Below are 23,111 nucleotides of genomic sequence, written 5' to 3'. Positions count from 1 at the left end.
GACGAGGAAACAGGGCGATACCGCCTCGGGCTCGGGATGATCGGCCTGGCCGGACCACTGCTGGCCGAGCTTAGCGTCCGCCGTGCCGCCCTGCCCCACCTCGAAGAACTCACACAGGCCACCGGCGAGACGGCCGCGATCGCCGTCTGGAACGGCAGCAACGCGATTGTCGTGGAACAAACGGCTTCCACTCACCAGGTCAAGCACAGCGCGGCGATCGGCACGCGCTATAACAAGTTCGCCAGTTCCTCGGTCCGCGTGTTCCTTGCCGAACTGCCGCCCGAGGAGACCGACCGTCTGCTGGCCGACCGGACAGTGCTGCAAGACGGCTATCGGGGACTCGAGGACCGTGCCCACGAACAACTGGCCGATGTCCGGGACCAGGGCTTCGCCGTCAACGACGGCGAGACCACTTACGAGGAATACGGCGTGTCCGCTCCTGTGCGGGACTACCGGGGCGAAGTCGTCGGCTGCATCACAGCCAGCGCGCCCCGATCCCGCGTGCAGTACATGCAAAGTCAGTCGATCCTGCGCGAAGCCGTGCTAGAGGCCGCCGAGCGCGTATCGACACGGCTGGGAAGCCTGCCGGGGGAAACAAATCCAGTGCGCTGACGGCACTGTTGGCTGATCCGGGCAGGACCCGATGGCTCTGCGCGCCGTTTCTTCTTGGATTGCCAGAACACACAAGAAGCTGCTCATCCAGTCCGCAGGCGGCCCGTTCCTGGACGGATGGCTGCTGAGCACCGTCGGCATCGCCCTCGTGGGGATGGCCCCCGAACTCGTCAACTGATGTACACGATCGACTTGATTGCCTTGGTCGTAGCTTCGCTGCTCTGCGCATTCGTGACGGAAGCATGGCAGATCATCGCGCTACGTTTCATCATCGGCGTGGCCATCGGCGCCGACTACCCAATAGCCACTGCCCTGCTGACCGAATGGCTCCCCATCAAGAAGCGTGCCGCAATGGTCGGATCACTGGTTGTCTTCTGGTTCGTGGGTGCCGCAGTGGCAACCATGGTTGGATTCGGGTTCGCCGCAGTATTCGGTGACGGGTCCTGGCGCTGGATGCTCGCCACTGGGATCGTCCCGGGCATCATCATCTTGCTACTGCGCATTGGGCCGCCGGAGTCACCCCGCTGGCTCATCTCCAAAGGCCGCTTCGAAGAGGCCCACGCCGTCGCGCGACGTCTCTACGGCGAAGACGTTGATGTTCACAACTTGGTTCCCACCGAAATCGAAGAAGTTAAGAAAGCCGGGTATACAGCTCTTCTAAAGGGTGCCTGTCTCCGCCGCGTCGTCTTCTGCGGGATTTTCTACCTGGCAGCAGTCACTCCGCTCTTCGCGATGTACACGTTTGGCCCGACCATGCTGGCAGCCTTCGGACTCTCAAGCGGCAACAGCAGTTATCTGGAGTTCCATCGCTCCCGGTCGTACTGAGCAGGAAGCCAGGGCATCGGTGAAAGCTGATCTCTAGAATCCGGGGAGACACGTTTCCGACACTGAAGATGCGAGAGCGCAAAGTCAGTGGTGAGGAACGAGCCTGAAAAGCCAAAAGAACGGAGGCGGGCGATCCAGAACGGATCGTCCGCCTCCGCTCTGTTCACGACCATGCGGATCGGTCTCTATGTCGCCTCCCGCTACGTCATCAAGGCCGTCTTCGAGGACTGTGAGACCTTTTCAGCGAAAACGCCCAGGCCCCCGTCGGGGAACGCGGCGCCGCCGCAACGCCCGCGAGCACCTTTTTTGCGGTTGGGCATCCACTACTCGCAGTATCAGGTCCTGCGGGTGTGGCTGTTGCGCAGGAGCCCTACCTCGGCGGCGTCCGGGTAGGCGGTCTGGGTGCCCTTCTTCGTGGCAGCCAAGGCCGCGGCCACGGAGGCAAACGCAGCGGCCTCTGCCAAGGATGCCCCGTCGGCCAGCCGCGCAGCCACGGCGCCCGTGAAGGCATCGCCAGCCCCGGTGGTGTCCACCGCCACGACTTTGGTAGGTGGAATGCGGGTGATTTGTTGTGAGTCGGCGGCTTGGGAATCCAACACCACGGAACCGTGGGCACCCAGGGTCACCAACACCCGGTGCAAGCCATGGTCAGCGAACTGCTTGCGCACTTGCTCCCATTCGGCGGCGTCCATGTCGGCACCGGGGATGGTCTCCTTCCCCAGGAACAGGGAAGCCTCATGCGCGTTAACCAGCAACACATCGCTCAACCGGGCCAGGGTCTCCGGTATCTCGGCGTAGGGCGAGAGGTTCAGCAGGACCGTCGCGCCGGCGTCGCGGGCGGCTTGGGCGGCGGCCGCAACCGGGTCGAGGCCGACTTCCAGGCAGAGGCAGACCACTGCGGCGCCGCGGAAAAGATCGGCGGCAGCCTCGACGTCGGCTGGGGCCAGGGTGCCGTTGGCACCGGCGGAGATGATGATGCTGTTCTCGCCGGCGGCATCGACCGAGATGATGGCGACGCCGGTGGCGGCCTCGGCGGCGCGGCGGACGTGCGAGATGTCCACTCCGGCGCGGGCCGTCGACTCGAGGAGCAGTGCGCCGTTGGGGTCCTCGCCGACGGCGCCCACAAGGCTGACCTGGCCACCTAGTTTGCTGGCAGCTACCGCCTGGTTCGCGCTCTTGCCGCCCGGATTGACGGCGAAGCCGTTGCCGTGGATCGTCTCGCCCGGCTGGGGGAGCCGGTCGCAGTAGATGGTGAGGTCGGCGTTGAGGGAACCAACGACGACGATCCTCGATGCCGGTGCGCTGTCGTGGGTGCTCATTCGGTTACCTCGGCGTCGACGGGCTTGGGGATCAGGAGGGATGCGGCGAAGGCTGCTGTGGTGATGGCGAGGCCCACGACCAGGACTGTCATGTATGACGCTTTGGCGTCCCCCATGGACGACGTCGCGACGAGGACCGTTGGGAGGACCAGGAAGCTCAGCCCGGCGCCGAGGTTGAAGGCGCCGGCGTTCATTCCAGGCAGGAAGCCGGGGTTGCCGTGCGGTGAGAGAACCACGCCAAGCCCGTTGAGCATGATGTTGGCCGTACCGGCGTACATGATCCCCAGCAAGGCCGTGCCGATCATCATCATCGGCAGGTTGTTCAGGCCGAGGAACGCGATGAGCGCCAAGGCGGCGAGGCTGCCCAGCAGGCCGATGCGCAGGACCTTTGTATAGCCCAGGACGGGGGCCAGTCGGCCGCTGATCGGACCGAAGATCCAACCCAGCAGCGCGTATGGCGTGAGGATGAGAAGGGACATTTCGGTGGGGCCGACGCCGAAGCCGGGGTCGGCTGCCTGAACGTACGCCGGGACGATGCCGTTGATGACGGCGAAAATGCCGGTCATGGTGAGCGTGGTGGTGAGCAGCGGTGCCCAGGTGGAGCGCTGGCGAAGGTGCACGGTTTCCACCATGGGCGCCTTGGCGCGTTTCTCCACCGTCCAGAACGCGAAGAACGCGGCGCCGGCCACCACGACCAAACCGACGGCGAGCATCAACGTGCCGGCAGAGAAGTCGGCGGCGAGCTTGGAGGCTTCGTTTAGTGCGGTCAGGAGTGCTCCCACCGCGATCACGATGAAGAAGACGCCCAGCCAGTCCATGGTGGTGCCGGCAGCCGGCTTGCTCTCTCCGGCCAGAACGGCAACCAGGACCGCGGCTGCCACGGCAAGGGCGACCATGAGCCAGAAGATGCTGCGGAAACCGAAGTGCTCGGCAAAGTAGCCGCCAACAAACGAGTCGACGCCGGCCACGCCGCCATTGACCGCCGTGATGAGGCCCATGAGTGCACCGTATTTCCTCGGGTTGCTGACCGCGGAGCGGAGCATGATGAGGCAAAGGGGGACGGTCGGGCCGCTGACGCCCTGGATGATGCGGCCCACGAAGAGCCACGTGATGTCGGGCGCCAGGGCGGCGATGACCGAGCCGACGGCCATCAGCAGCATCATGCCGAGAAGGATCTTCTTGCGTCCCACGATGTCACTGAGGCGCGGCAGGAAGAGCGAGAACAGGGCCGCGGCCGTGAAGAACCATGTTTGGGACAGACCGATGACGGCCTGGTCCGTGTGAAGCTCGTTGCCCATGGTGACCAGGGCGGGGCTGAGCATGGAGGCGTTGAGCTGGAAGGCCACGCAGGCGGCCAGCAGTGCGACCACGAGCGCGGTGACGTTGCCGCGGGTGGTGGACTTGGTGTTGGAGATTAGGGTGGTCATTTACTTGCCCTCTCCCGCAACGGCGCCTGCGGTAACGGCCCCGGCCATCGCGGGGACGGCTGCCGCCATGGTGGCGGGAGCGCCGCCGTCGGGCTCTCCGATCCGGACGATCGCATCTGTGACCAGATCCCAGAACTTCTCATGGTCGAGATCTACTGCAACGGAGGTGTGGCAGTCGTCCGGGGCCGGCGTGCGGAAGTCGGCCACGGTCATGCCGAGCGTCAGCTTGCCCTGCAGCTCAATGTCCACCGGGACCTTGCGCGTGGTCATTACCGTGGGGTCGATGACGTAGGCAACCGCGCACGGATCGTGGACCGGAGGGTAGTCGAAGCCCTGCGCGTCCCTGTACGTCTTGGTGAAGAACTCCATCAGTTCCATGACGAACCTGGCCGGCTTGGTGCCGATGGCTGCGATCCGGTCAACAATCTCGGGAGTAGCCAATGCCTGGTGCGTGAGGTCGAGGCCAACCATCACCACCGGCCACTTTTCGTTGAACACGATGTGTGCGGCTTCGGGGTCGATGATGATGTTGAATTCAGCAACGGCACTCCAGTTGCCCACGTGGTAGCCGCCACCCATGAGGACGACTTCCTTGACGCGTTCCACGATGCGCGGCTCCTTCCGGGCCGCCACGGCGATGTTGGTCAGCCCGGCAGTGGGGACCAGAGTGACCGTACCCGGCTCATGCGCCATCACGGTTTCGATGATCAGGTCAACGGCGTGGCGCGGGTCCAGCTCGATGGTGGACTCGGGCTGGTCGGGACCGTCCATGCCAGTCTCGCCATGAATGCTGGGGGCGGTTTCGATGGTGCGGACCAGCGGGCGGTCGCAGCCTGCGGCGAACGGGACGCCTGTGATGCCCGCAATCGTGGCCACCGAGAGTGCGTTGCGGGTGACCTTTTCGAGGGTCTGGTTGCCCACGACGGTCGTGACGGCGAGCAGTTCGATATCCGGGTTGCCGTGAGCCAGCAGCAATGCCACTGCGTCATCGTGTCCGGGGTCGCAGTCAAGAATGATCTTCCTGGGTGCCGGTGTCAGGGGCTGGGTTTGCATTGTTGTCTCCACGTCATTGGGGCCTGCAGGTGCCGGGCAGCCGCGCCCGCCGGCATGCTGCACCTGTTGTGTGCTGGCCGCTGGGGGTTTGGGTGCCTTGCCCGAGCAGGGCACTAAGCATTCACAAGGATTCTGGCATCGTTCGCCGCAATACGTCAAGCGCTTAACGTAAATTACGTCAAGCGCTTGATGCCTCGAGATGCCTGAAAGTTTGAAATGTTGGCTACGATCGGTACATGGACACCCTCGATCGGCGCAACGCCCGCGCGGCCCGCGTCACGGCTGCGATGGTGGCCGAGCGCGCCGGCGTTTCCACCGCCACGGTGTCCCTGGTGGCCAACGGGAAAACCCGAGGACGGGTGTCCGAGGACAACATTTCGCGCGTGCGGGAGGCCATCTCCGAGCTGGGCTATGTGGTGGACGGCATCGGAAGCTCGCTGGCCAAGGGCGTGAGTTCAATCGTCATCCTGGTGGCCCCAGACATCTCTAACCCGTTTTTCGCCAAGGTGATCGCCGGAGTGCGGGAGTCCCTTGGTGCCGAGTACCAGCTGCTGCTGTCCGTCACCGACGCCGGTGAGTTCCCACAGGCCGAGGACGTCCGGAAGCTCCTGGCGCTCCGGCCCGCCGGCCTCCTGGTGGATGCCCCCAACGCCGGCTTCCTCGAAGAACTATCCGCAGCCGGGCCCCTGGTGCTGCTAGATGCACCCGGTCTGGAGGCATACGCCCCCTCGGTAAACCTGGACGTCGCGCGCGGCGCACGTGAGCTGGCAGCGCACCTCGCCGATTCGGGGCACACGTGTGCTGCCTACATCGACAGCGTGACCGGTACAGCCACCTTCGATCTGCGGCGGAAGGCGTTCCTCGAGGAGGCCAAGGCGCGCGGTATCTCGGTGGCGCCCGACTGCATCATCAGCACCACGATCGATGTCGGGTCGGCCGCGGAGGCCTTCGCCCGGGCGTGGCCGCAGTGGCAGCGCACAGGAGTCACCGCCGTCGTGTGCGGAACTGACACACACGCCTACGGCGTGCTGCAGGAAGCGCGGGTGGCCGGTGTCGGCATTCCGCACGAGTTGGCCGTGGCCGGCTTCGACGACTTGCCTTATTCGGCAACCAGCAACCCCGGCCTGACCAGTGTGCATCTGCCCGCCATGCCGCTTGGGCGCAAAACAGGTCAGCAACTCCGTGGGCTCATGGAAGGATTCGAGCTGGAGGAGCCGCATGTGACGCTCGACAGCTCGCTCGTGGTCCGCGGTTCAACAGGCTGACCCACTTGCTCGGGTAGGAACGCACCGGCGTGGACTTTTGTGGTCGGCGGAGGCCTGTTCCAGATCGCGACCTTTCCGCTGCGACCCGGCGGCAGGTCGCTCGCCCTCTCCGGCTGCGGAGGCGCCGCCCCGGCGGCCGACGGAAGCAAGGCCCCCTCGGTGGCCACGAAGACCTCCGGCATATTGAATGTCGGCATCGACCTCACCTACCCGCCCTACGACATGACAGTAGAAATCCGTGTCTCTTGAGCCCAAGCCAAAGGGCCGATGGTGGACATTCCGTCAATCTGCATATTCTTGCCGGAGCTTCGTGCGAGTAGGACGGCCGAACGCGCCTACGGTTCCCTGATGGTCCGGTACCGGAACCCCGACCAAGAGCGGTAGGCCGGAGGTCTGTGTCCAAAACGTACAGATGCAGTAATCATGACTCTTCTATACGTAACGTCCGTTATCGGCCAAAAGTAAGGCTAGTCAGTAGCCTGATATTAGGCTAAAATTTCCAGCATGAGAACGGTACCGCTCAGCGAAGCCAAGGACAAGCTGTCCGCCCTCGTGGAGGAAGCAGACACGACGCACGAGATCATCCAGATCACCCGGCATGGGCACCCATCCGCCGTGCTGATGTCCGCCGACGACCTGGAATCTCTGCAGGAAACCATCCACTGGCTGTCGCAGCCCGGCATCCGCGAAGACCTGGATCAGGCCCGACGCGACATCGTCGACGGCAACACGACCAACGGCGGAGACCTCCGCCGTGAATTCGGTCTGCCGCCGCGGTGACCGACGCGGAATCCATCGGGCCCGCACCGTGGAACGTTGAGGTCACCAGCCCGGCCATGAAGGGTTTCCGGCGGCTGCCGGAGAAAGCAGCGGCAGCGATCGTCGAATTCGTCACCGGCCCACTGGCCGACAACCCCCACCGGCTGAGCAAGCCCCTCACGAACGAACTGCTCGGACTCCGCACCGCCCGGCGCGGCGACTACAGGGTGCTGTTCACCCTGGACATCGAAGAGCACACCCTGTACGTCCACCGCATCGAACACCGGTCCGACGTCTACAAGCCGCGTTAGCCGAACTCTTCGGGGACAGGTGTGTCGTTGGGCGGCCTCTCCCCGGCCGGCTCGATGCGGAGGACCTGCGGATGTTGGACGAGACGATCCCGGGCGGAACGCTTGGCGCGTCAAGCCCCCCAGCGTTTCCAGATAGTCCGCCAAAGCCTTGACGGCGGCCAGTGCGGCCGCCTGGTCCCGAACAAGGGCGAGGAGATAGCGCCGGTCACGTACGGACTGGTCGACCAGTCCGTACGTGTACTCGTCCTCGTCGGCCGTGATCCGTTCTTGAATCGCCGCGAGAGTTGCTTGTCGTGTGTTCGCCGGGCTCCTTGCTGGCAGGACGCTGCCCGGCTCTTGGGTGTTCGTGGGCCTTTCCTGCAGGCCATCATGGTAGTCGAGACGGGAGTACTCGGACGCCGGGTCATCGGCAATCAGATGCTGGCGGATGAAACTGCGGAACCAGGACATCAGCGCTCCTCGATGTAGGTCCTCGCCCCCAAGCGTAGACCTCGGTGCTGGGAAGTGATTCGGTGCACATGTGGTTCGCCTTTGTGCCGGCAAAAAGGCGTCGACGCGAACTTCAGCGACGAAATGCTCGGCGATCCATTCCCATCGTTGGCGCACTTCTAGTCTTGGCGGCGCTTCGATTGACTTTGGCGCACTGACTCCTTGGAAATTGGCTCGCCTTAGATTACGTGGCCAACGCAGCGGGGTGACGTAATCACGGCTATCGGTAGCGCTTTGGCAGAGTTACAGAGTCCGCAAGTAACAGGGTCATTCTGAGCGCTGGGCGGTCCACAAGGACCCAGCTGGAGTGCCCACCTGCCAAGCCCAAAGCTCTGCCGTTGTGCAGGTGCCGGGCGCTCAGGCGGCCAGTGCCTGGATTGGAAATAGGCGGAACGCGTTGCCCAGAATCCACTCCGGTCGACTAATTGCCAAGTGCCGATAATGGATCTTCCGTCAAGCTACGGCCGCTTTGCTAAGCGCAACGACGGCGGACGGTAGCCTTGAGGCCCCCTTACCCTGACCGTCGACGCTCGTGGTACCGCCGGGAGAGTGGGATTCGAGGCAGGGCTGCCCGTGCGGGACGAATGACGTCAATATGACTGAGAAGCTCAGGTTCGTGTACCAGCAGTGTCTACCGTGTGGTGTTCGGTCACGAATGGACCGAGCAATGTCCTGAGGTGGGAGTGGACTTGGTCCGACGTTTGGCCGGATTCGAGCATGCGGGTGCCGGCGTGGACGACGGAGTTGATCATCTCTGCCAGCGACTCGGGGTCCGGAACCCCGAGCTCTGTGAGCGTCTCTATGAGCGGTTCCTGAAGCTGGCGGTGCATCCGGGTGGCTTGCTCGTTGAGTTCGGCCCCCGGGGCCAGCGCCGCCAGCGCTGCCCCGACGGCGTGGGCTCCTTCGGCGACAAGGTCCACGTTGGCTATGGCGTAGGCCAGGATGCTGTCCGCTTTGGTGGGAGCGGCGGCCATCGCGCCGGTGACACGCTCGGTCCAGCGCGGAAAAATGTCCCGGACCAGAGCCTGGAGCAGGTCCTGCCGGGAGTCGAAGTACTGGTAGACGCTCGGTCTCGAGAGTCCGGCCCGCAAGGCCACGTCGGCCATGGTCGGCGCTTCCGAGGTCTCCTGCAGGAGTTCATGGGCAGCGTCCAGTAGTGCGCGCTCCTGCGCGGCGCGGTGTTCCGCGACGGTGGCTGCACTGATTCTGGGCATTGCGGGATCCTTTGACACTGACAGACTTACGCATCAAGAGTACGGCGCGCGACGGCGGCCTGCTGAGCAGGCCGCCGTCGTCGTGCCCAGGGTCGGGCGGGTTAGCGGACCGGGGCCGGGGCCCCTAAGCGGCCGTCCACCATTTCAACGACGCTGTCGCAATAGCCCAGGACGTCGTGGTCGTGGGTGACCATGACGGTTGCGACGCCGTGCTCGTGGCTTTGCCGGGCGAGGAGTTCCACGACTTCGCGGCTGCGGGCCCGGTCTAGGGCCGCGGTCGGTTCATCCACGAGCAGGAGTTTCGCTCCGGTGACCAGTGCGCGGGCGATGCCAACGCGCTGCCTTTCACCGCCGGAAAGCTGGCCGGGGCGGTTCCCCGCCCGGTGGGCCATGCCCACGGATTCCAGCAGCGCCATGGGATCGAACGTTTTCGGCCCGCCTGACAGGCGGTTCACCAGGCGGAGCTGGTCCGAGGCGGTCAGGGCCGGGACGAGGTTGCCGGACTGGAAGACAAAGCCAATGTTTGAGAGCCGAAATGCCGCGCGTTTGCCCTGGCTCAGTTGGGAAAGGTCCTGACCGTTGATAGTGACTGTTCCGGAATCGGGAGCGGCCAGCGCACCGGCGACAGCCAGTAGAGAGGATTTACCGGAACCGGACGGCCCGACAATGGCAAGGAACTCGCCTGGGGCAACATCGAGGCTGACGTCATCCAGGGCTCTCACCCGGGTGTCGCCGTCGCCGAGTTCCATTACCGCGTGGCGGATGGACAGGCCGGTGGTTTGGGGTGCGTCAGCAAGGCTTGCGGCGGCTGCCGAGAACATGGGGTTTGTCATCGCTGTCCTCCGAGGGCGTTGAGCGGGTCGATCCGGGAAATGCGCACCACGGCCACGGCGGCACCGATCAGGCCCAGACCAATGGTGAGAGCCGTGGCGATGGCGATCGGTGCGGCCTCGAGGGCGAATGGCATGGCGTCCGGCATGGCGGCGCCCAGTCCCAGGCCGGCGGCCACGCCGAGCGCGGTGAATCCCGCCAAAAGGATGGCGGCCTGGGCCAGTCCATCCCGGAGGAGGTAGTCGGTCGAGGCCCCGATGGCCCGCAGGATCGAGATTTCGTGCTTGCGCTGAATCGTCCACACGGTGAAGAAGGCGCCGACCACCAGGGCGCAGATCGCGTAGAGGAAGACCTGGATCATGGTCAGGGTCATGGTCTCGGCCTCATAGCCGGGGGACGCATTGAAGGCGGCGGACAGTGATTTGCTGGACGTTCCGGCGGCAGTGTCGCCGGCGCCAAGGTCCAGCTTGGCGCCGGGCTTGGCCTGGACGGCAACGACGCTGGCGGTATCAAAATTGAGTGCGGACAGTTGCGCGACGCTCGGGGCTCCGGCGGCGGCCTGGCCGGAGGCGATCAGCTGCCAGGTTTTCAGGGGCAGGTAGGCCACCTCGACGTGGCCGAACGTGGCCTGCCCTTCGGTGAAGCCAACAACTTTAAGCTTCGTGCCGATCCGGTCCAGCGTCACGACCGTGCCGAGGTCGATGCCCTCAGCCTTCGCAGTCGAGGACACGACAATGCCGTCAGGACCCCCGAGACCGCTGCCCGCAGACCGGGCCGGTTCCAGGAAGGACCCGGGTTCGATGCCGAAAAGCGTGAGGTCGACCTGCTTGCCGGAATCGGTGGTGGCATTGGCCATACCCACGCCCATCTTTTCGGCGGCGGCCACGCCCTCGATGCCGCGCCAGGCGGTGAGCTGCTGGTCATCGATGACGGAGCGGGAGAAAGCATTATCGGTCTTGGTGCCCTGGGCGAAGGCGATGGCGGTCACGGGCATCGATTTGAGGCCTGACACGCCGTCGTTGACGAGGCCGGAGGAAAGGCCGGAGAGCATCACCATCAGCACGGCGATGAGCGCAATCACACCGCCCATCAGGCTGAAGCGGCCACGCGCGAACATCAATTCGCGGAGTGCAAGGAACATTGAAAGTCCTAATCTCGTTGGGAAAGAAAGATCCTGACGCCATGTCGACATCTTTCTGACATCTTGTCAGAAAGAGATCAAGCTTCCAAAATTCAGCCGCCGCGACCCAAGGGCCGCAGCTTCACAGTTGAATCACGTGACTGCGGTCACTGAAATGGTGCAAAAGCAGCGCTGAGATGGCTTCTGCAACCTACTTCCAGTCGTCCGTGAAATAGCCCAGCGACCAGCGTTCGGCCCGCCGTATGGCTCCGATAGGGCCTACAGCGTCGAACTACCCCAGACCACGACCGCCGCCCCCGCCCCGGCAGTGAACGACTCCAAAGTAGCCAGCAGCGGCTTTTGATTCACCAGGGCGACAGGCTTTACGGCCGGGATGCACTAGATACGCCAGCGCGCTCTTGCGAACATCGAATCTAGAATCTACACTCTAGGGAAGCGGTCAAGTGTGGCCGTAGTCACTGAGAGGGAAAGCAATGTCGCTTGCGCTAGCCGCGTTGTCACACGCGCCGTCATTTGGAAACGTCGATCCGGGCGGGACGATCTTCGCGGAAATCAACGATGCCCTGGGCGAGGTTCGGTCGTTCGTAGAGGATTTCGCTCCCGATGTCACGGTGATCTTCGGCCCGGATCACTTCAACGGCGTCCTTTACTCGATGATGCCGCCGTTCGCCATCGGCGCGCAGGCTGTCGGCGTCGGCGACTACGGGACATTCGAGGGCCACCTGCCCGTTGACTCCGAAGTGGCACGTGAGTTGCACGCGCTGACCATCGCGCAGGGGATCGATATCGCCCGTTCGGAACGGCTGGAGGTCGATCACGGCGTGATGCAGCCGCTGGAATTCCTCTTCGGTGCGGGATTCACCCGTCCGTTCGTGCCTGTTTTCGTCAACGCGCTTGGTAAGCCCCTCACTCCCATGTCCCGTATTCGGATGATGGGCGAGGCGATCGGCCGGGCGGCCCAGCAGCTGGACAAGCGCGTTCTCCTGGTGGCCTCGGGCGGCTTGTCGCATAACCCCCCGATCCCGGTGTATGACGGTTCGCCTGAGCCGATTCAGCAGCGCCTCGTTTCCTATTCGCCGTCGAAGGCGGACCGGGCTGCCCGCGAGGGAAAGATCATTGAGGGCATCCAGGCCATTGCGGATGGCCGCGCCTCGAGTGCACCGCTTAACACTGAATGGGACCAGAAGCTGCTCGACGTGTTCCGTTCGGGCTCCCTGACCGACGTCGACAACTGGGATAACGACGAGTTCATCGCCGAAGGTGGCAGTGCCGCCCACGAGATGCGGTCCTGGATTGCAGCCTTCAGCGCCCTGTCCACCGCGGGCGACTACAACCTGGTGGTCGACCGGTACTGGCCCGTCCGGACCTGGGGCGCCGGGTTCGGCATCACAGCGGCTATCCCCAACGCAGTATGAGCCAGAAGACAATGTGGGAGCAGATCGCGGATCTGCCCCACACCCTTGAATACGTGCAGGTGGGGGAGTGGAACACCCGCGTCCTGTCCGTCGGCGCGGGGGAGCAGACACTGGTGCTCCTCAACGGCACGAGCGGCCACATCGAAGCGTGGACACACAACATACGGGTACTGGCCCAGACGTACCGGGTCATCGGATACGACTATCCGGGGCACGGCTATTCGACGCTCGCCGACGCCGATCTGGAAATCCCGGACTATGAGGCACACTTGCTCGAACTCCTCGACGTACTCGGACTGGATCGGGTGCACCTCATCGGGGAGTCCCTGGGCGGCTGGATAGCGATCAAGTTCGCTGCGCACCACCCTGAGAGACTGCGAAGCGTTGTCCTCAGTGCACCCGGCGGTCGAATGATCAGCAACAGCTCGATGGCCCGGGTGAGTCCGGTGAGCCGGAGGGCTGTCGAGGAGCCGACGTACGGGAACGTCAAGGCCCGACTGCAAGTGGTCATTCACGATCCTGAACAGATCACCGACGAGCTCGTCGAGGTCCGTCGGGCCATTTATGGGCGCCCCGGCTTCATCAAGTCAATGGAGCACATCATGGCGCTCCAAGTGCCTGATATCCGGGCGCGAAACCAGGTCACCGAGGAAGATTATGCGGCTATCCCCATGCCGGCATTGCTCGTGTGGACCGACCACGAGCCAACTGGTGGCGTAGCGACGGGCGAGTCTCTGGCGGCAGCAATACCGGACGGTGAATTCGTGCTGATTCGCAACGCCGCCCACTGGCCGCAGTGGGAGGACCCCACCAGCTTCAACGACAAGACACTCGACTTCCTCCGCAGAAAGGCCTGACACAGATGTCGGACATCATCACGGAGATCGCTGGAGATCTCTACAACGCGCGCACACTGCGAACTCCTATCGAGTTTGTGCGCCATCGACTGCCGGACAACGACAAGGATGCGGCCTACCGCATTTCCGAGCTCGTGACGCAGCGGCGGGAAGCCGCAGAAGGCCGCTATCGCGTCGGCCGCAAGGTGGGCCTGACCAACCCGATCGTTCAGCAGCGCGCCGGGGTGGACGAGCCCGACTACGGGATCATCCTCGACAACATGACGTTTGAGTCGCCGATTGAGCGGCCGGCGTCGGAGTACTTCCACCCGAAGATCGAAGCGGAAATTGCCTTCGTCCTGAAGTCCGACATCCTGGATTCGGACTTGGCCTCAGTCGAAGCCGCCATCGATTACGTCACGCCGGCAATGGAGCTGGTGGATAACCGCTACTTCAGCTACAAGATGGGCATCGTGGACACGATCGCCGACAACGCAGCCTGCGAGGGTATTGTCACCGGACCGGTTCGCATCCCCTATGGCGAAATCGACCTCAAGCAGGTCGAAATGGTCCTGTACCGGGGAGAAGAAGAACTGACGCGCGGCATCGGCGCGAACGTCATGGGCGACCCTATCTACGCGATCCAGTGGCTGGCCGAAACCTCCCTGAGGATCGGCAAGCCCCTCCGGGCGGGCGAGATCCTGCTTTCCGGGTCCATTGGGCTGATCGTTGACTGGGATCCCAACGTGACGTACACCGCCAAATATTCACACGGGCTGGGAAGCGTCGTCGCCCTTCTGACGGAGGCCGTCGATGCGTGAGATCACCATGGAAACGCGTGTGGCCATCGAGCAGCTCATCTCGGAACTGCTATGGCGGCTGGACCACGGCAAGGCTGACACCACGTGGGAGCTGTACACGGAGGACACAGTCACCACCGGACCGCTCGGGACCATGGATGGCCGGGACGCCATCAAAGTCTGGGGCGAACGCCGCGCGAAGATTACCGGCGTCGTTGGACGACACATCATTGGTGGCATTCGGCTGGCATGGGTGGGTGAAGAACTCCACGGCTGGACGCAATACATGACGTTCCGGGATTCCTCGGAGAACCCGTTGATGCCCGCCAGCGTAGGCGAATTCCGGGAGGTCTACCGGCAAGTTGACGGCGACTGGAAGATCGCACGGCGCGAGATCGCGCCCATCTTCGGCGGGCTGAACGCCGCCGCCCATGCGAAGCGGCTCGCAGAAAGCACAGCCGAATGAAATGGGACAGCCGCGGCGGGCAACCGCCGGCGCTTTTGCACCAGGCGCTCGCTTCCCTGTCGGTGACGGAGTGGGCTCTGGCTGCAGGCTACGACGGCGTCGTCGTGGACCTCCAGCACGGCGAGGTCGGGCTGGAAGTGGCGTGCACAATGTTGCGCGCTGCGCCCCGGGATTCGGCGTATAGCTATGCCCGGGTGGGAGGTCTGGATCCGGCCCCCATCCTGCGGCTGCTCGACAGCGGTGCCCGCGGGATCATCGCACCGACCATTGAGTCCAGGGAACAAGCGCGAATGCTCGTGGAAGCGACCAAGTATCCCGGGGTGGGGAACCGGAGCCTGGGCCCCAGCCGCCCCAACCTGTACACGGGCCAGCCCTACACCGAGGCGGGAAACCAGGCGGTGTCCACGATCGCCCAGATCGAAACGGTTGCAGGCGTCGAAAACGCGGAAAGTATCATCACCACTCCCGGGCTCGACTCGATCTACATCGGTCCCGCGGACCTTGCAGTCTCCTATGGACTTCCGGGGAGGGGTGACTGGGAGGACGGTCCCGTGCACGACGCCATCGTGCACTTGTCCAAGGTGACCAGGGCGCACGGCGTCACGCTGGGCATCTACTCAGGATCGAGCGCCTACGCCGCTGACCTCTTTGACCGGGAGCTCGTCGACTACGTCGGCCTCGGCATAGACCTTATCTTCCTGAGCCGCGCGGCTCAGGACTCCATCAAAACCCTGAGGGGTACAAAATGAGCGACCGCAAGGACGTTATTATCATCGGAGCGGGCCCGGTCGGATTGACCCTCGCCAACCTCCTTGGACAGTTCGGCGTGAGCACGGTGGTTCTGGAAGGCCGTGAAGAACTCATCGACTACCCCCGTGCAGTGGGCATCGATGACGAGGCGCTGCGGACCATGCAGACCATCGGACTGGTGGAGAAGGTGCTTCCGCACACCGTCCCGGATCAGAAGATCCGGGTCGTCAACGGCGACCGCAAAATCCTTGCGGAGATCAATCCCACCACCCGCGAGTTTGGCTGGCCCCGCAGAAACGGCTTCATCCAGCCCCTTGTCGACAAAGCACTCCTGGAAGGTCTCGCCCGGTACCCGCACGTCGAGGTGCGCTTCGGCAGCCAAGTGAGCGCCTTTGCCTCAGATTCCGACGGCGTGACGGCCACAGTCAGTACCGCGTCGGGCGAGGAACAGATCACCGGCAGGTACGTCGTCGGCTGCGACGGCGGCAGGTCCTTGACCCGGCAGCACCTTGGGCTGGCATTCGAAGGAGAAACGCGGCCGACCCGCGGACTGGTCATCGACGTCGCCAACGACCCCATCGGCACCCCGCATGCGGTCTTTGGCGGGGATCCAAAGCGTGGCTACGCGACACTTAGCCTGCCGCACGGAATCCGCCGCTGGGAATTCACGCTGTTCGAGGGTGAATCTGAAGAGCTTGCCGAAGACGATGCGTTCGTCTTCGACCTCCTTGCCCCCCACGTGCCCGACCCCGCTGGCCTGAACATCATCCGCCGTCGGGTTTACGCCCACCACGCCCGTGTAGCCGAGAAGTTCCGCGTAGGACGATTCCTGCTGGCTGGCGATGCTGCCCACGTCATGCCGGTGGTTGCTGGCCAAGGCTGGAACTCCGGCATCCGGGACGCGCTGAACCTTGGGTGGAAACTCGCTGCAGTGGTTCAAGGGAAGGCCAGCGACAAGCTGCTCGATTCCTATGAAGGTGAACGGCGTGAACACGTCAAGGCCATGGTGGCGTTGTCGTTGAATATGGCGAACCTCGTCACCGACCACAACAGGCTGCGCACGGCGGTCCGCGACATGGCAGCGGCCGTAGTAGACAAGATGCCGAAGGCCCGTGCCCGGCTCAACAGCCAGGGCTACAAACCGATGCCCAAGTACGAGCACGGCGTTGTGGTTCCGTCCGAGCTCCCCACATGGAAGGCGTTGCCTGATCGGGGGGATGCCCCGCGCGCAGTGGGCACGTTGTTCCCGCAGCCCACGGTCCGGAACGAGGAAGGCCGTTCGGTCCTGCTGGACGACGCCACCGGCCAGGGATGGCGGGTCATCGTATGGAACAACGATCCACGGGCGTTCGTCAGCGAGGCTGAGGCGCAGACACTGGCAGGTCTCGGCGGAACCCTTGTGCACGCCGTGCCGGCCACGCAGCTGACGTGGGCGAAGGCTGCGGCAGCGCCGGGGGTTCGCGTGGTTGGCGACGAAAGCGGCGTGTTGAAGGCCTGGTTCGACGAGAGGCCCTTCTCGGCGATCGTTGTGCGGCCCGATCACGTGGTGGCCGCCGAGTGCATCGCCCAGGAACTGAACGACGTTCTCAAGAAAGTATTCAGCGTGGCCGACGTCACATTGGCCTATCAAAACGCATAATAGGCATAAGAATGCATAATTCGTTGACAAAGATTTAATCAAGAAATACTGTTGCTGCAACTCGTCAGTCCAGGCGGTAGGCGGGAAGGCCCGCGCAGCATTCACTCAAGGGAGAGCGAATTTTATGAACATCAAGACAACCCGTGCCGCGGCCGTTGGCGCCATGGCACTTACCCTGACACTCAGCGGCTGTGCGGCCGGATCTGTGGACGGCAGCGCCTCCACGGCGGCCGCGAGTGGCTCCGCCGGGCTCACCAAAGTCAACTACGGAATGTTTCCGTCCAACACCGTTGCAGCGCTCCAGGTTGCCATCGACAAGGGCTACTTCGAAAAGCAGGGCATCGACCTCAAATTGGTCGTGGGTGCGGGCAGCAGCGCGGCACAGTTGCCCGCTCTCGCAACCGGGGAGCTCGACTTCATGCTGGCCAGCCCGGTCACAGCACTGACGGCAGCCACACAGGGCCTCGATGTCCGCATCGTTGACGGTGTTACCCAGAACGATCCCAAGATCGTGGAAGACTCCACCGCCGTGGTTGTTGGCGCCTCCTCGGGTATCAAGAGCGCCCGTGATCTCGAAGGCAAGAAGGTCTCGGTCAACGCACTGGGCAGCATTGGAGAAATCGGCATCCGTGAAGCCGTCGCCAAGGATGGCGGGGACCCGAAGAAGGTGACGTTCGTCCAGTTGTCATTCCCCGAGGTTGCAGCCCAGATCGAAGCCGGCCAGATTGACGCCGGGATGGCGGGTTCGCCCTTCATGCAGCAGGTAGTGGCCAAGGGCGGCCGGGTGGTCAGCGACTTCATCCACGACACAGGCCTGGGCGAGAATGAACTCGTAACGATCTCCAGTGGAAAGGTCGTGGACGGCAACGCTGACCTGGTCAAGCGGTTCCATACAGCCATGAAGGAAGCTCTGCCGTTCCTGACTGCGAACAATGACCTGATCCGCTCGGCAATGCCTGCTGCGCTCGGCACCGATCCGGCCGCCGCGGCGAAAGCACAGCTCTCCCTGTACAACGCGGACGTCTCGAAAGAGACCATCCAGTTGTTCGCGGATTTGCTCGTCAAGTACGGCATCGTGAGCACCAAGCCAGACGTTGACAAGGTGATCTGGAAGCCGTAACCCCGCTGTCGGGGCCGCTCGTCGGCCCCGACCGCATAATCATCGCAACAACTGAGAGCAGAACAAAACCGTGGAAACGCAAACTCCAACCCTGAGCAGCGTGGCTGTGAGCACCCTGCCTACGCGGGAGCACAGAGTGCGTCGTGCTGCCCGGTGGACTGCTGTCGGGCCCTACGTCCTGGGTGTCACCGGCATCCTCGCCGCACTCATAGTCTGGGAACTATACTCAGCCTTTGGCCCGGTCAGTCAGCACCACCTGCCACCGCCGTCGGTGGTGCTTCCAACATTCTTCACCAACCTGACCTTCACCCAATTCTGGCTGACCATGGGGCAGACGATGTGGGCGTGGTTCCTGGGGCTCGGCATCGCCACCCTCGGTGGTGTCGCAGTTGGCCTGCTCATCGGATCCAGCAACTTCCTGCGGTCTGCGACGCACACTACCATCGAGTTCCTCCGCCCCATCCCGGCCGTGGGACTGATCCCATTGGCTGCACTGCTGTTCGGACCGAGGATCGGCGCCGAGCTCATGATCGTCGTTTACGGTTGCTTTTGGATCGTCATGATCCAGGTCCTGTACGGGATCACCGATATCGACAAGGTGGCAAATGACACGGTTCACACCATGCGGATGACATGGCTGCAGCGGGTCCGCCACCTCGTACTACCAACGCTTTTGCCATACCTGATGACCGGCATTCGGATCGCGGCCACAGTCGCACTGATCCTCGCGATCAGCTCCGAGCTCATCGTCGGCACGCCGGGGATCGGCCGGTCAGTCGCGCAGGCCCAGCTCAACGACAACCCGCCAGCCATGATCGCCCTTATCCTCACATCCGGTCTGCTGGGCATCCTGGTAAACCTGATATTCCGCTTCATTGAGCGCAAAGTGCTCTTCTGGCACAGCTCAGTCCGTTCGGAGGTGGCGGTATGATCGCCCTCAAACGCCTAGGTATGTGGTTCGGCCTGCCGGCCGTCCTCATCGCCATCTGGTGGGCGGCCACAGCCCAGGGAGTGAACTTCTTCGTCCCCAAACCGGACAAGCTGGCCAGCACTTTTGCCAAGGTCTGGTTCAGCGAAAAGTTCTTCACGGACGTTCTCCCCAGCATGGGGCGACTTTCCATCAGCCTCGTGATCTCCATAGTCCTCGGGGTGGTCCTCGGGGTTGCGATTGGGCTCTCACGGAACTTGCGCTGGCTTCTCGAGCCCCTGCTCGAATTCATCCGGGCGGTACCCTCAACGATCCTCATTCCGGTTCTGCTACTGCTGATCGGTATCAACGACACGATGAAGGTCACCGTCATCGTCCTCGGCTGCCTCTGGCCCATCCTGCTGAATACCGTGGAAGGCGTGCGGTCCCTTGACGAAGTCCTGACCAACACCGCCCGCGTCTACGGCCTCCGTGGATTCGACCGCATCCGCTACCTCGTGCTGCCGGGCGCCTCACCGCTCATCATGGCCGGCATCCGCCACAGCCTCGCGGTCGGCCTCATCCTCTTGGTCGTCTCGGAAATGTTCGCTTCGACCGACGGCATTGGCTATTCGATTATTAACTTCCAAAACCGCGTCGCAATCCCGGAAATGTGGAGCGGCATCGTTCTCCTGGGAATCATAGGAGTGCTGCTGTCGGTAGCTTTCCAAGCGATCCAAAAGCGCGTTTTGGGATGGTACTACGGTCTAAAGGAGGCCTCGAATGACGGCTAACAAGTCGGAAGTCCGACTCAGTGTCCAGCAATTGCGCAAGGTCTATGGTGTAGGCAGCCGCAACGAAGTAGAGGCCGTACGGTCCCTCACCTTCGATCTGCATGCCGGCGAGTTCGCCTGCCTTGTGGGGCCCTCCGGTTCGGGGAAAACCACCCTGCTGAAATGCATCGCCGGCCTCCTGGACCCCACATCCGGCGACGTGGTGCTCGACGGCAGGCGAGTTGCCGGCCCTGCCGAGGGCATGGCAGTGGTCTTTCAGGAGTACAGCCGCAGCCTGTTCCCGTGGCTGAGCGTTGAAGACAACGTCGAGCTGCCGCTGAAGACCTCCGGCGTGCCCAAGGCTGAACGCAAGGCGCGTGTCAGTGAGGCGCTCGAGGCCGTCAGTCTCTCCCACGCGACCAAGAGCTACCCGTGGCAGCTCTCCGGCGGCATGCAGCAGCGCGTCGCGATTGCCCGCGCTGTCGCCTCCAACCCCAGCGTGCTTCTTATGGACGAGCCGTTCGCAGCAGTCGATGCGCAAACCCGCGGAGAACTCGAAGACCTCGTCCGCGACGTCTGGAAGCGCCTCAACATGACGATTCTCTTCGTGACCCACGATATCGACGAGTCCGTCTACCTGGCGGAACGGGTGCTGGTGCTCTCGAGTTCGCCGACCATCATCCAGGCCGACCTGCACATCGATCTTCCGGACGTGCGCAGCCAGGCTGACACCAGGTCGCTTCACCGCTTCGGTGAACTGCGCCATCAGGTCTACGAAGAGGTCCAGTTCGCAAAGACCAACCCTGGCGGCGAGCGGGCGGCAGCCCACAGCGGATCAAGCTCATGAGCCCCAAGGCAGGCGCTGACGTCAGCACCAATGGAGCGGTCAACCCGGAGACGGGCAAGCGTCGCAGGGTCCACCAGTCCACTCCGGAGAATGAACGGGCGATTCTTGAGGCGGTGCTGCAGCTCGCGGTTAAGGTGGGCTACGAGGGCACGACGATGGCTGAAGTGGCTCGTGCGGCCGGCTTGCCCATCGGCTCGGTCTACTGGCACTTCGAAAACAAAGAAGGCTTGTTCGCAGCGCTGATCGACTACTGCTTCGAAAACTGGAAGACGCGTCACCGGGGCCCGGAAAACAGGGTTATTCTCCGCACGAGCATCGCCGGATCTGCGGCTAATTCCGCCGACCCGGCGAACGCGCAGGAAGCATTCTGGATCATTGGACTGCTCTTTGCGCTGGAGAAGCGGCTGGCCGGGAACGCTGCACGCCAGAAATACCTGGAAGTGCGCGGGGAGATGTATGAACTCATGGTCGAAGCTGTGACGCCGGGTCTCCCCGCCGCAGCCTTGCGCGTGAAACCCGACCTCGCACGTAAGGTCGTCATGCTTGGCCGTGCACTGACGGACGGGTTTTACATATCGGCATCCGCGGGCGATGAGATCGACTTTGCCGAGGCGGCAGAGCTGTCTGCGCTGGCGATGGAGAAGCTCGTCCAGCACTACGCCGATCTTGGGGCTTCGGCGGATCAACCATGAGCGGTTCGGACCGGGTGGCCCTGGTGATTGGCGGCGGCCGCGGCATTGCGGCCGCGGCTGTCCGCGCGCTGGCGGGCGATGGGTATCGTATTGCGGCGCTTTCTCCTTCCGGGAGCGCGATGGAGCTGGCCCGCAGCCTGGGCGGGGTGGGAACCAAGGGTTCCAACCGGTCCGTGGCGGACCTGAAGTCGGCCGCGGACTTGGCGCTGACTACTTACGGACGCATCGACGTCGTGGTTAATAGTTCCGGACATGCGTCGAGAAAGCCTGTGCTGGAGATCAGCGATGACGAGTGGGCAGAGGGGTACGAGATGTACCTTCTCAGCGTCATCCGCATGACTCGAATCGTTACCCCTCACATGGTTGCCGCGGGCGGTGGGGCGATCGTCAACGTCTCTACGAGTTCCCCCTACGAGCCCAACCCTAACTATCCGGTGTCGGGGACGTTCCGTGCGGCACTGGGTACGTTCACCAAGTTATATTCCGACGAGTACGGGCCATCAGGGATCCGGATGAACAACGTTCTTCCGGGGTTCACTAAAGAGGATCCGAGCACTGTGCCGGGGGAATGGACCACCCGAATACCGCTGCGCCGGGCTGCCAGCACGAAAGAGATGGCACGCGTCATCAGGTTTCTCGCCAGCGAGGAATCCAGCTACATCACAGGCCAGAACATCCGAGTGGATGGCGGCGCGTCCCGCTCCGTGTAGGAGCCGACGCTGAAAGAAAGGTTTTAGCTATGTCACTTGGTGTGATTACCGAAATGGGCTATCTCGCAATGCGGACCCGCGACTACGATGAGTCGCTCGAGTTGGCGACTGACGTCCTCGGTCTGCGCATGACACTCAATGACGACGACAGGGCCTATTTGTCCGCGGCGGACCGTCACCACGAGCTCGTCTACGTGAAGAGCGAGGAGGACGGCATTGACCATATTGGCCTTGTCGCGGACAGCCCCGAGGGTTTGGAGATCATCCGCAAGCGCCTCGAGGCCGGAGGATTTCCGATCCTCACGCGGAGCCCCCTGGAACGGGAGATCGGTGAGGGTTTCGCCGTCCTGGGCCCGGAGGGATACGTCTATCACGTCTATGTCGGCATGAAGTCTCTCCGGCATGGTCCAGCGTCCTTCGGGCCGGACCGCTACGGCCACATCAACATCCACCCCCAGAATCCTACGGCGATGAAGGACTTCCTGGTGGAGTTTTTCGGCTTCATGGTCTCCGACGTCATCGGTAAGGACTTCGGATATTTCCTGCGTTGCAACCCGGACCATCATGGCATCGCGCTCATCAAGGGACGCGGCACACTGCACCACCATGCATGGCAGACGCAGTCCGTGGCCGACCTCGGACGGCTCGCGGACCGCTTGTTTGCCCGGGGCCGTCGTCTGATTTGGGGCCCGGTCCGTCACGGCGCAGGCCACAACATCGCCGCATACTACGTCGAGCCCAACGGCACTGTAGTCGAGCTCTACACCGACCTTGAGCAGATCCACGAAATTGATCGTCCTCCCATCGAGTGGAGCCAGGACGACCGGACGTGGTTCAACCGGTGGGGCGTCTACAACGGCGAGGATTTCCGATCACATGGGGTCTTCCCGGCCTCGTTGGGCTAAGCAGC

At 63.3% G+C, this 23,111-nt stretch carries 26 protein-coding genes; 20 read left to right on the top strand and 6 right to left on the bottom strand.

What is annotated here, in order from left to right; all coding sequences use genetic code 11:
- The 3 genes from Y706_RS0100545 to Y706_RS22755 form a co-directional block, all read left to right on the top strand.
- Positions 1 to 612 (top strand): IclR family transcriptional regulator (locus tag Y706_RS0100545; protein ID WP_028275078.1); only part of this gene is annotated, 612 nt, incomplete at its 5' end.
- A 31-nt stretch (positions 613 to 643) separates the two neighbouring features.
- Positions 644 to 790: a hypothetical protein gene (locus tag Y706_RS29645; RefSeq protein WP_216699077.1), complete on the top strand. Its 147-nt coding sequence runs from the start codon at positions 644 to 646 to the stop codon at positions 788 to 790.
- The gene (locus Y706_RS22755) at positions 790 to 1,437 is read left to right on the top strand and encodes an MFS transporter (protein WP_052354947.1); all 648 of its coding nucleotides are present in this window, start codon (positions 790 to 792) and stop codon (positions 1,435 to 1,437) included. Before Y706_RS29645 ends, Y706_RS22755 begins: the two co-directional genes overlap by 1 nt.
- Positions 1,438 to 1,772: 335 nt before the next feature.
- On the opposite strand, the gene Y706_RS0100535 is transcribed toward Y706_RS22755, so the two are convergent.
- Genes Y706_RS0100535 through Y706_RS22750 form a run of 3 tightly spaced genes read right to left on the bottom strand, consistent with a single transcriptional unit; the run spans position 1,773 to position 5,236 of the window.
- Positions 1,773 to 2,756 carry a ribokinase gene (locus Y706_RS0100535; protein WP_028275077.1) on the bottom strand — a complete coding sequence of 328 codons (984 nt, stop codon included), beginning with the start codon at positions 2,754 to 2,756 and terminating at the stop codon, positions 1,773 to 1,775.
- Positions 2,753 to 4,183 (bottom strand): uridine transporter UriT, encoded by a 1,431-nt coding sequence (locus tag Y706_RS0100530; RefSeq protein WP_028275076.1) that lies wholly within the window; start codon positions 4,181 to 4,183, stop codon positions 2,753 to 2,755. The genes Y706_RS0100535 and Y706_RS0100530 overlap by 4 nt, the downstream gene beginning before the upstream one ends.
- The gene (locus Y706_RS22750; RefSeq protein ID WP_043433927.1) at positions 4,184 to 5,236 is read right to left on the bottom strand and encodes a uridine-preferring nucleoside hydrolase UriH; all 1,053 of its coding nucleotides are present in this window, start codon (positions 5,234 to 5,236) and stop codon (positions 4,184 to 4,186) included. It abuts the gene before it with no gap.
- Between the two features lie 236 nt (positions 5,237 to 5,472).
- On the opposite strand from Y706_RS22750, the gene Y706_RS0100520 reads away from it, so the two are divergent.
- The 4 genes from Y706_RS0100520 (at position 5,473) to Y706_RS30550 (ending at position 7,571) form a co-directional block, all read left to right on the top strand.
- Entirely contained in the window at positions 5,473 to 6,501 is a 1,029-nt protein-coding gene (locus tag Y706_RS0100520) for a LacI family DNA-binding transcriptional regulator (RefSeq protein WP_028275075.1), read from the top strand.
- 39 nt (positions 6,502 to 6,540) lie between these two features.
- Positions 6,541 to 6,750, top strand: coding sequence for a hypothetical protein (locus Y706_RS0100515; protein ID WP_028275074.1), 210 nt, complete (start codon positions 6,541 to 6,543; stop codon positions 6,748 to 6,750).
- 255 nt (positions 6,751 to 7,005) lie between these two features.
- A complete protein-coding gene (locus tag Y706_RS0100505) occupies positions 7,006 to 7,281 on the top strand; it encodes a type II toxin-antitoxin system Phd/YefM family antitoxin (RefSeq protein WP_028275073.1) in 276 nt (91 codons plus the stop codon).
- The gene (locus Y706_RS30550) at positions 7,278 to 7,571 is read left to right on the top strand and encodes a type II toxin-antitoxin system RelE family toxin (protein ID WP_084475800.1); all 294 of its coding nucleotides are present in this window, start codon (positions 7,278 to 7,280) and stop codon (positions 7,569 to 7,571) included. The genes Y706_RS0100505 and Y706_RS30550 overlap by 4 nt, the downstream gene beginning before the upstream one ends.
- Positions 7,572 to 8,668: 1,097 nt before the next feature.
- Here Y706_RS30550 and Y706_RS0100490 read toward each other — a convergent pair.
- The 3 genes from Y706_RS0100490 to Y706_RS0100480 form a co-directional block, all read right to left on the bottom strand.
- Entirely contained in the window at positions 8,669 to 9,274 is a 606-nt protein-coding gene (locus tag Y706_RS0100490; protein WP_028275070.1) for a TetR/AcrR family transcriptional regulator, read from the bottom strand.
- Positions 9,275 to 9,375: 101 nt separating this feature from the next.
- Positions 9,376 to 10,107 carry an ABC transporter ATP-binding protein gene (locus Y706_RS0100485; protein WP_084475799.1) on the bottom strand — a complete coding sequence of 244 codons (732 nt, stop codon included), beginning with the start codon at positions 10,105 to 10,107 and terminating at the stop codon, positions 9,376 to 9,378.
- Entirely contained in the window at positions 10,104 to 11,246 is a 1,143-nt protein-coding gene (locus tag Y706_RS0100480) for an ABC transporter permease (RefSeq protein ID WP_028275068.1), read from the bottom strand. The genes Y706_RS0100485 and Y706_RS0100480 overlap by 4 nt, the downstream gene beginning before the upstream one ends.
- A 473-nt stretch (positions 11,247 to 11,719) precedes the next feature.
- Between Y706_RS0100480 and Y706_RS0100475 the strand changes: the two genes are divergently transcribed.
- From Y706_RS0100475 to Y706_RS0100415, 13 genes are all read left to right on the top strand, one after another.
- Positions 11,720 to 12,661, top strand: a complete 942-nt coding sequence (locus Y706_RS0100475; protein ID WP_028275067.1) for a 3-carboxyethylcatechol 2,3-dioxygenase — start codon at positions 11,720 to 11,722, stop codon at positions 12,659 to 12,661.
- Entirely contained in the window at positions 12,658 to 13,518 is an 861-nt protein-coding gene (locus Y706_RS0100470) for an alpha/beta fold hydrolase (protein ID WP_028275066.1), read from the top strand. Before Y706_RS0100475 ends, Y706_RS0100470 begins: the two co-directional genes overlap by 4 nt.
- A 5-nt stretch (positions 13,519 to 13,523) precedes the next feature.
- The gene (locus Y706_RS22745; protein WP_043433921.1) at positions 13,524 to 14,318 is read left to right on the top strand and encodes a 2-keto-4-pentenoate hydratase; all 795 of its coding nucleotides are present in this window, start codon (positions 13,524 to 13,526) and stop codon (positions 14,316 to 14,318) included.
- Positions 14,311 to 14,763, top strand: a complete 453-nt coding sequence (locus Y706_RS0100460) for a nuclear transport factor 2 family protein (protein ID WP_028275065.1) — start codon at positions 14,311 to 14,313, stop codon at positions 14,761 to 14,763. Before Y706_RS22745 ends, Y706_RS0100460 begins: the two co-directional genes overlap by 8 nt.
- Positions 14,760 to 15,512 (top strand): HpcH/HpaI aldolase family protein, encoded by a 753-nt coding sequence (locus Y706_RS22740; protein WP_028275064.1) that lies wholly within the window; start codon positions 14,760 to 14,762, stop codon positions 15,510 to 15,512. Before Y706_RS0100460 ends, Y706_RS22740 begins: the two co-directional genes overlap by 4 nt.
- Positions 15,509 to 17,152 (top strand): bifunctional 3-(3-hydroxy-phenyl)propionate/3-hydroxycinnamic acid hydroxylase, encoded by a 1,644-nt coding sequence (locus tag Y706_RS22735; protein WP_043433918.1) that lies wholly within the window; start codon positions 15,509 to 15,511, stop codon positions 17,150 to 17,152. Before Y706_RS22740 ends, Y706_RS22735 begins: the two co-directional genes overlap by 4 nt.
- A gap of 124 nt (positions 17,153 to 17,276) precedes the next feature.
- Positions 17,277 to 18,272 (top strand): ABC transporter substrate-binding protein, encoded by a 996-nt coding sequence (locus Y706_RS0100445; protein ID WP_028275063.1) that lies wholly within the window; start codon positions 17,277 to 17,279, stop codon positions 18,270 to 18,272.
- A 136-nt stretch (positions 18,273 to 18,408) separates the two neighbouring features.
- Positions 18,409 to 19,203: an ABC transporter permease gene (locus Y706_RS0100440; protein ID WP_253906659.1), complete on the top strand. Its 795-nt coding sequence runs from the start codon at positions 18,409 to 18,411 to the stop codon at positions 19,201 to 19,203.
- On the top strand, positions 19,200 to 19,973 hold the full coding sequence (locus tag Y706_RS0100435; RefSeq protein WP_028275061.1) for an ABC transporter permease: 774 nt from the start codon (positions 19,200 to 19,202) through the stop codon (positions 19,971 to 19,973). Before Y706_RS0100440 ends, Y706_RS0100435 begins: the two co-directional genes overlap by 4 nt.
- Positions 19,963 to 20,799 (top strand): ABC transporter ATP-binding protein, encoded by an 837-nt coding sequence (locus Y706_RS0100430; RefSeq protein ID WP_028275060.1) that lies wholly within the window; start codon positions 19,963 to 19,965, stop codon positions 20,797 to 20,799. Before Y706_RS0100435 ends, Y706_RS0100430 begins: the two co-directional genes overlap by 11 nt.
- Complete coding sequence (locus Y706_RS22730; protein ID WP_043433915.1) at positions 20,796 to 21,491, top strand: TetR/AcrR family transcriptional regulator; 696 nt, start codon at positions 20,796 to 20,798, stop codon at positions 21,489 to 21,491. The genes Y706_RS0100430 and Y706_RS22730 overlap by 4 nt, the downstream gene beginning before the upstream one ends.
- Positions 21,488 to 22,201 (top strand): SDR family oxidoreductase, encoded by a 714-nt coding sequence (locus Y706_RS0100420; protein WP_028275059.1) that lies wholly within the window; start codon positions 21,488 to 21,490, stop codon positions 22,199 to 22,201. The genes Y706_RS22730 and Y706_RS0100420 overlap by 4 nt, the downstream gene beginning before the upstream one ends.
- A 29-nt stretch (positions 22,202 to 22,230) precedes the next feature.
- Positions 22,231 to 23,106, top strand: coding sequence for a VOC family protein (locus Y706_RS0100415; RefSeq protein WP_028275058.1), 876 nt, complete (start codon positions 22,231 to 22,233; stop codon positions 23,104 to 23,106).
- Positions 23,107 to 23,111: the final 5 nt, after the last annotated feature.

The sequence above is a fragment of the Arthrobacter sp. I3 genome (assembly GCF_000520575.1).
GTDB lineage: Bacteria > Actinomycetota > Actinomycetes > Actinomycetales > Micrococcaceae > Arthrobacter > Arthrobacter humicola_A.
Note: the sequence above shows the minus strand (reverse complement) of the source record. Positions and strands in the feature narration are given on the sequence as shown.

Excerpts from the sequence above, each read along its gene's own strand:
- Y706_RS0100505 (WP_028275073.1), top strand. The coding sequence starts at position 7,006 with ATGAGAACGGTACCGCTCAGCGAAGCCAAGGACAAGCTGTCCGCCCTC.
- Y706_RS0100435 (WP_028275061.1), top strand. The coding sequence starts at position 19,200 with ATGATCGCCCTCAAACGCCTAGGTATGTGGTTCGGCCTGCCGGCCGTC.
- Y706_RS0100520 (WP_028275075.1), top strand. The coding sequence starts at position 5,473 with ATGGACACCCTCGATCGGCGCAACGCCCGCGCGGCCCGCGTCACGGCT.
- Y706_RS0100485 (WP_084475799.1), bottom strand. The coding sequence starts at position 10,107 with ATGACAAACCCCATGTTCTCGGCAGCCGCCGCAAGCCTTGCTGACGCA.
- Y706_RS0100430 (WP_028275060.1), top strand. The coding sequence starts at position 19,963 with ATGACGGCTAACAAGTCGGAAGTCCGACTCAGTGTCCAGCAATTGCGC.
- Y706_RS0100470 (WP_028275066.1), top strand. The coding sequence starts at position 12,658 with ATGAGCCAGAAGACAATGTGGGAGCAGATCGCGGATCTGCCCCACACC.
- Y706_RS22730 (WP_043433915.1), top strand. The coding sequence starts at position 20,796 with ATGAGCCCCAAGGCAGGCGCTGACGTCAGCACCAATGGAGCGGTCAAC.
- Y706_RS0100460 (WP_028275065.1), top strand. The coding sequence starts at position 14,311 with ATGCGTGAGATCACCATGGAAACGCGTGTGGCCATCGAGCAGCTCATC.
- Y706_RS22745 (WP_043433921.1), top strand. The coding sequence starts at position 13,524 with ATGTCGGACATCATCACGGAGATCGCTGGAGATCTCTACAACGCGCGC.
- Y706_RS0100445 (WP_028275063.1), top strand. The coding sequence starts at position 17,277 with ATGAACATCAAGACAACCCGTGCCGCGGCCGTTGGCGCCATGGCACTT.
- Y706_RS0100530 (WP_028275076.1), bottom strand. The coding sequence starts at position 4,183 with ATGACCACCCTAATCTCCAACACCAAGTCCACCACCCGCGGCAACGTC.
- Y706_RS0100475 (WP_028275067.1), top strand. The coding sequence starts at position 11,720 with ATGTCGCTTGCGCTAGCCGCGTTGTCACACGCGCCGTCATTTGGAAAC.
- Y706_RS0100490 (WP_028275070.1), bottom strand. The coding sequence starts at position 9,274 with ATGCCCAGAATCAGTGCAGCCACCGTCGCGGAACACCGCGCCGCGCAG.
- Y706_RS0100415 (WP_028275058.1), top strand. The coding sequence starts at position 22,231 with ATGTCACTTGGTGTGATTACCGAAATGGGCTATCTCGCAATGCGGACC.
- Y706_RS22735 (WP_043433918.1), top strand. The coding sequence starts at position 15,509 with ATGAGCGACCGCAAGGACGTTATTATCATCGGAGCGGGCCCGGTCGGA.
- Y706_RS22755 (WP_052354947.1), top strand. The coding sequence starts at position 790 with ATGTACACGATCGACTTGATTGCCTTGGTCGTAGCTTCGCTGCTCTGC.
- Y706_RS0100420 (WP_028275059.1), top strand. The coding sequence starts at position 21,488 with ATGAGCGGTTCGGACCGGGTGGCCCTGGTGATTGGCGGCGGCCGCGGC.
- Y706_RS22750 (WP_043433927.1), bottom strand. The coding sequence starts at position 5,236 with ATGCAAACCCAGCCCCTGACACCGGCACCCAGGAAGATCATTCTTGAC.
- Y706_RS0100535 (WP_028275077.1), bottom strand. The coding sequence starts at position 2,756 with ATGAGCACCCACGACAGCGCACCGGCATCGAGGATCGTCGTCGTTGGT.
- Y706_RS22740 (WP_028275064.1), top strand. The coding sequence starts at position 14,760 with ATGAAATGGGACAGCCGCGGCGGGCAACCGCCGGCGCTTTTGCACCAG.
- Y706_RS29645 (WP_216699077.1), top strand. The coding sequence starts at position 644 with ATGGCTCTGCGCGCCGTTTCTTCTTGGATTGCCAGAACACACAAGAAG.
- Y706_RS0100480 (WP_028275068.1), bottom strand. The coding sequence starts at position 11,246 with ATGTTCCTTGCACTCCGCGAATTGATGTTCGCGCGTGGCCGCTTCAGC.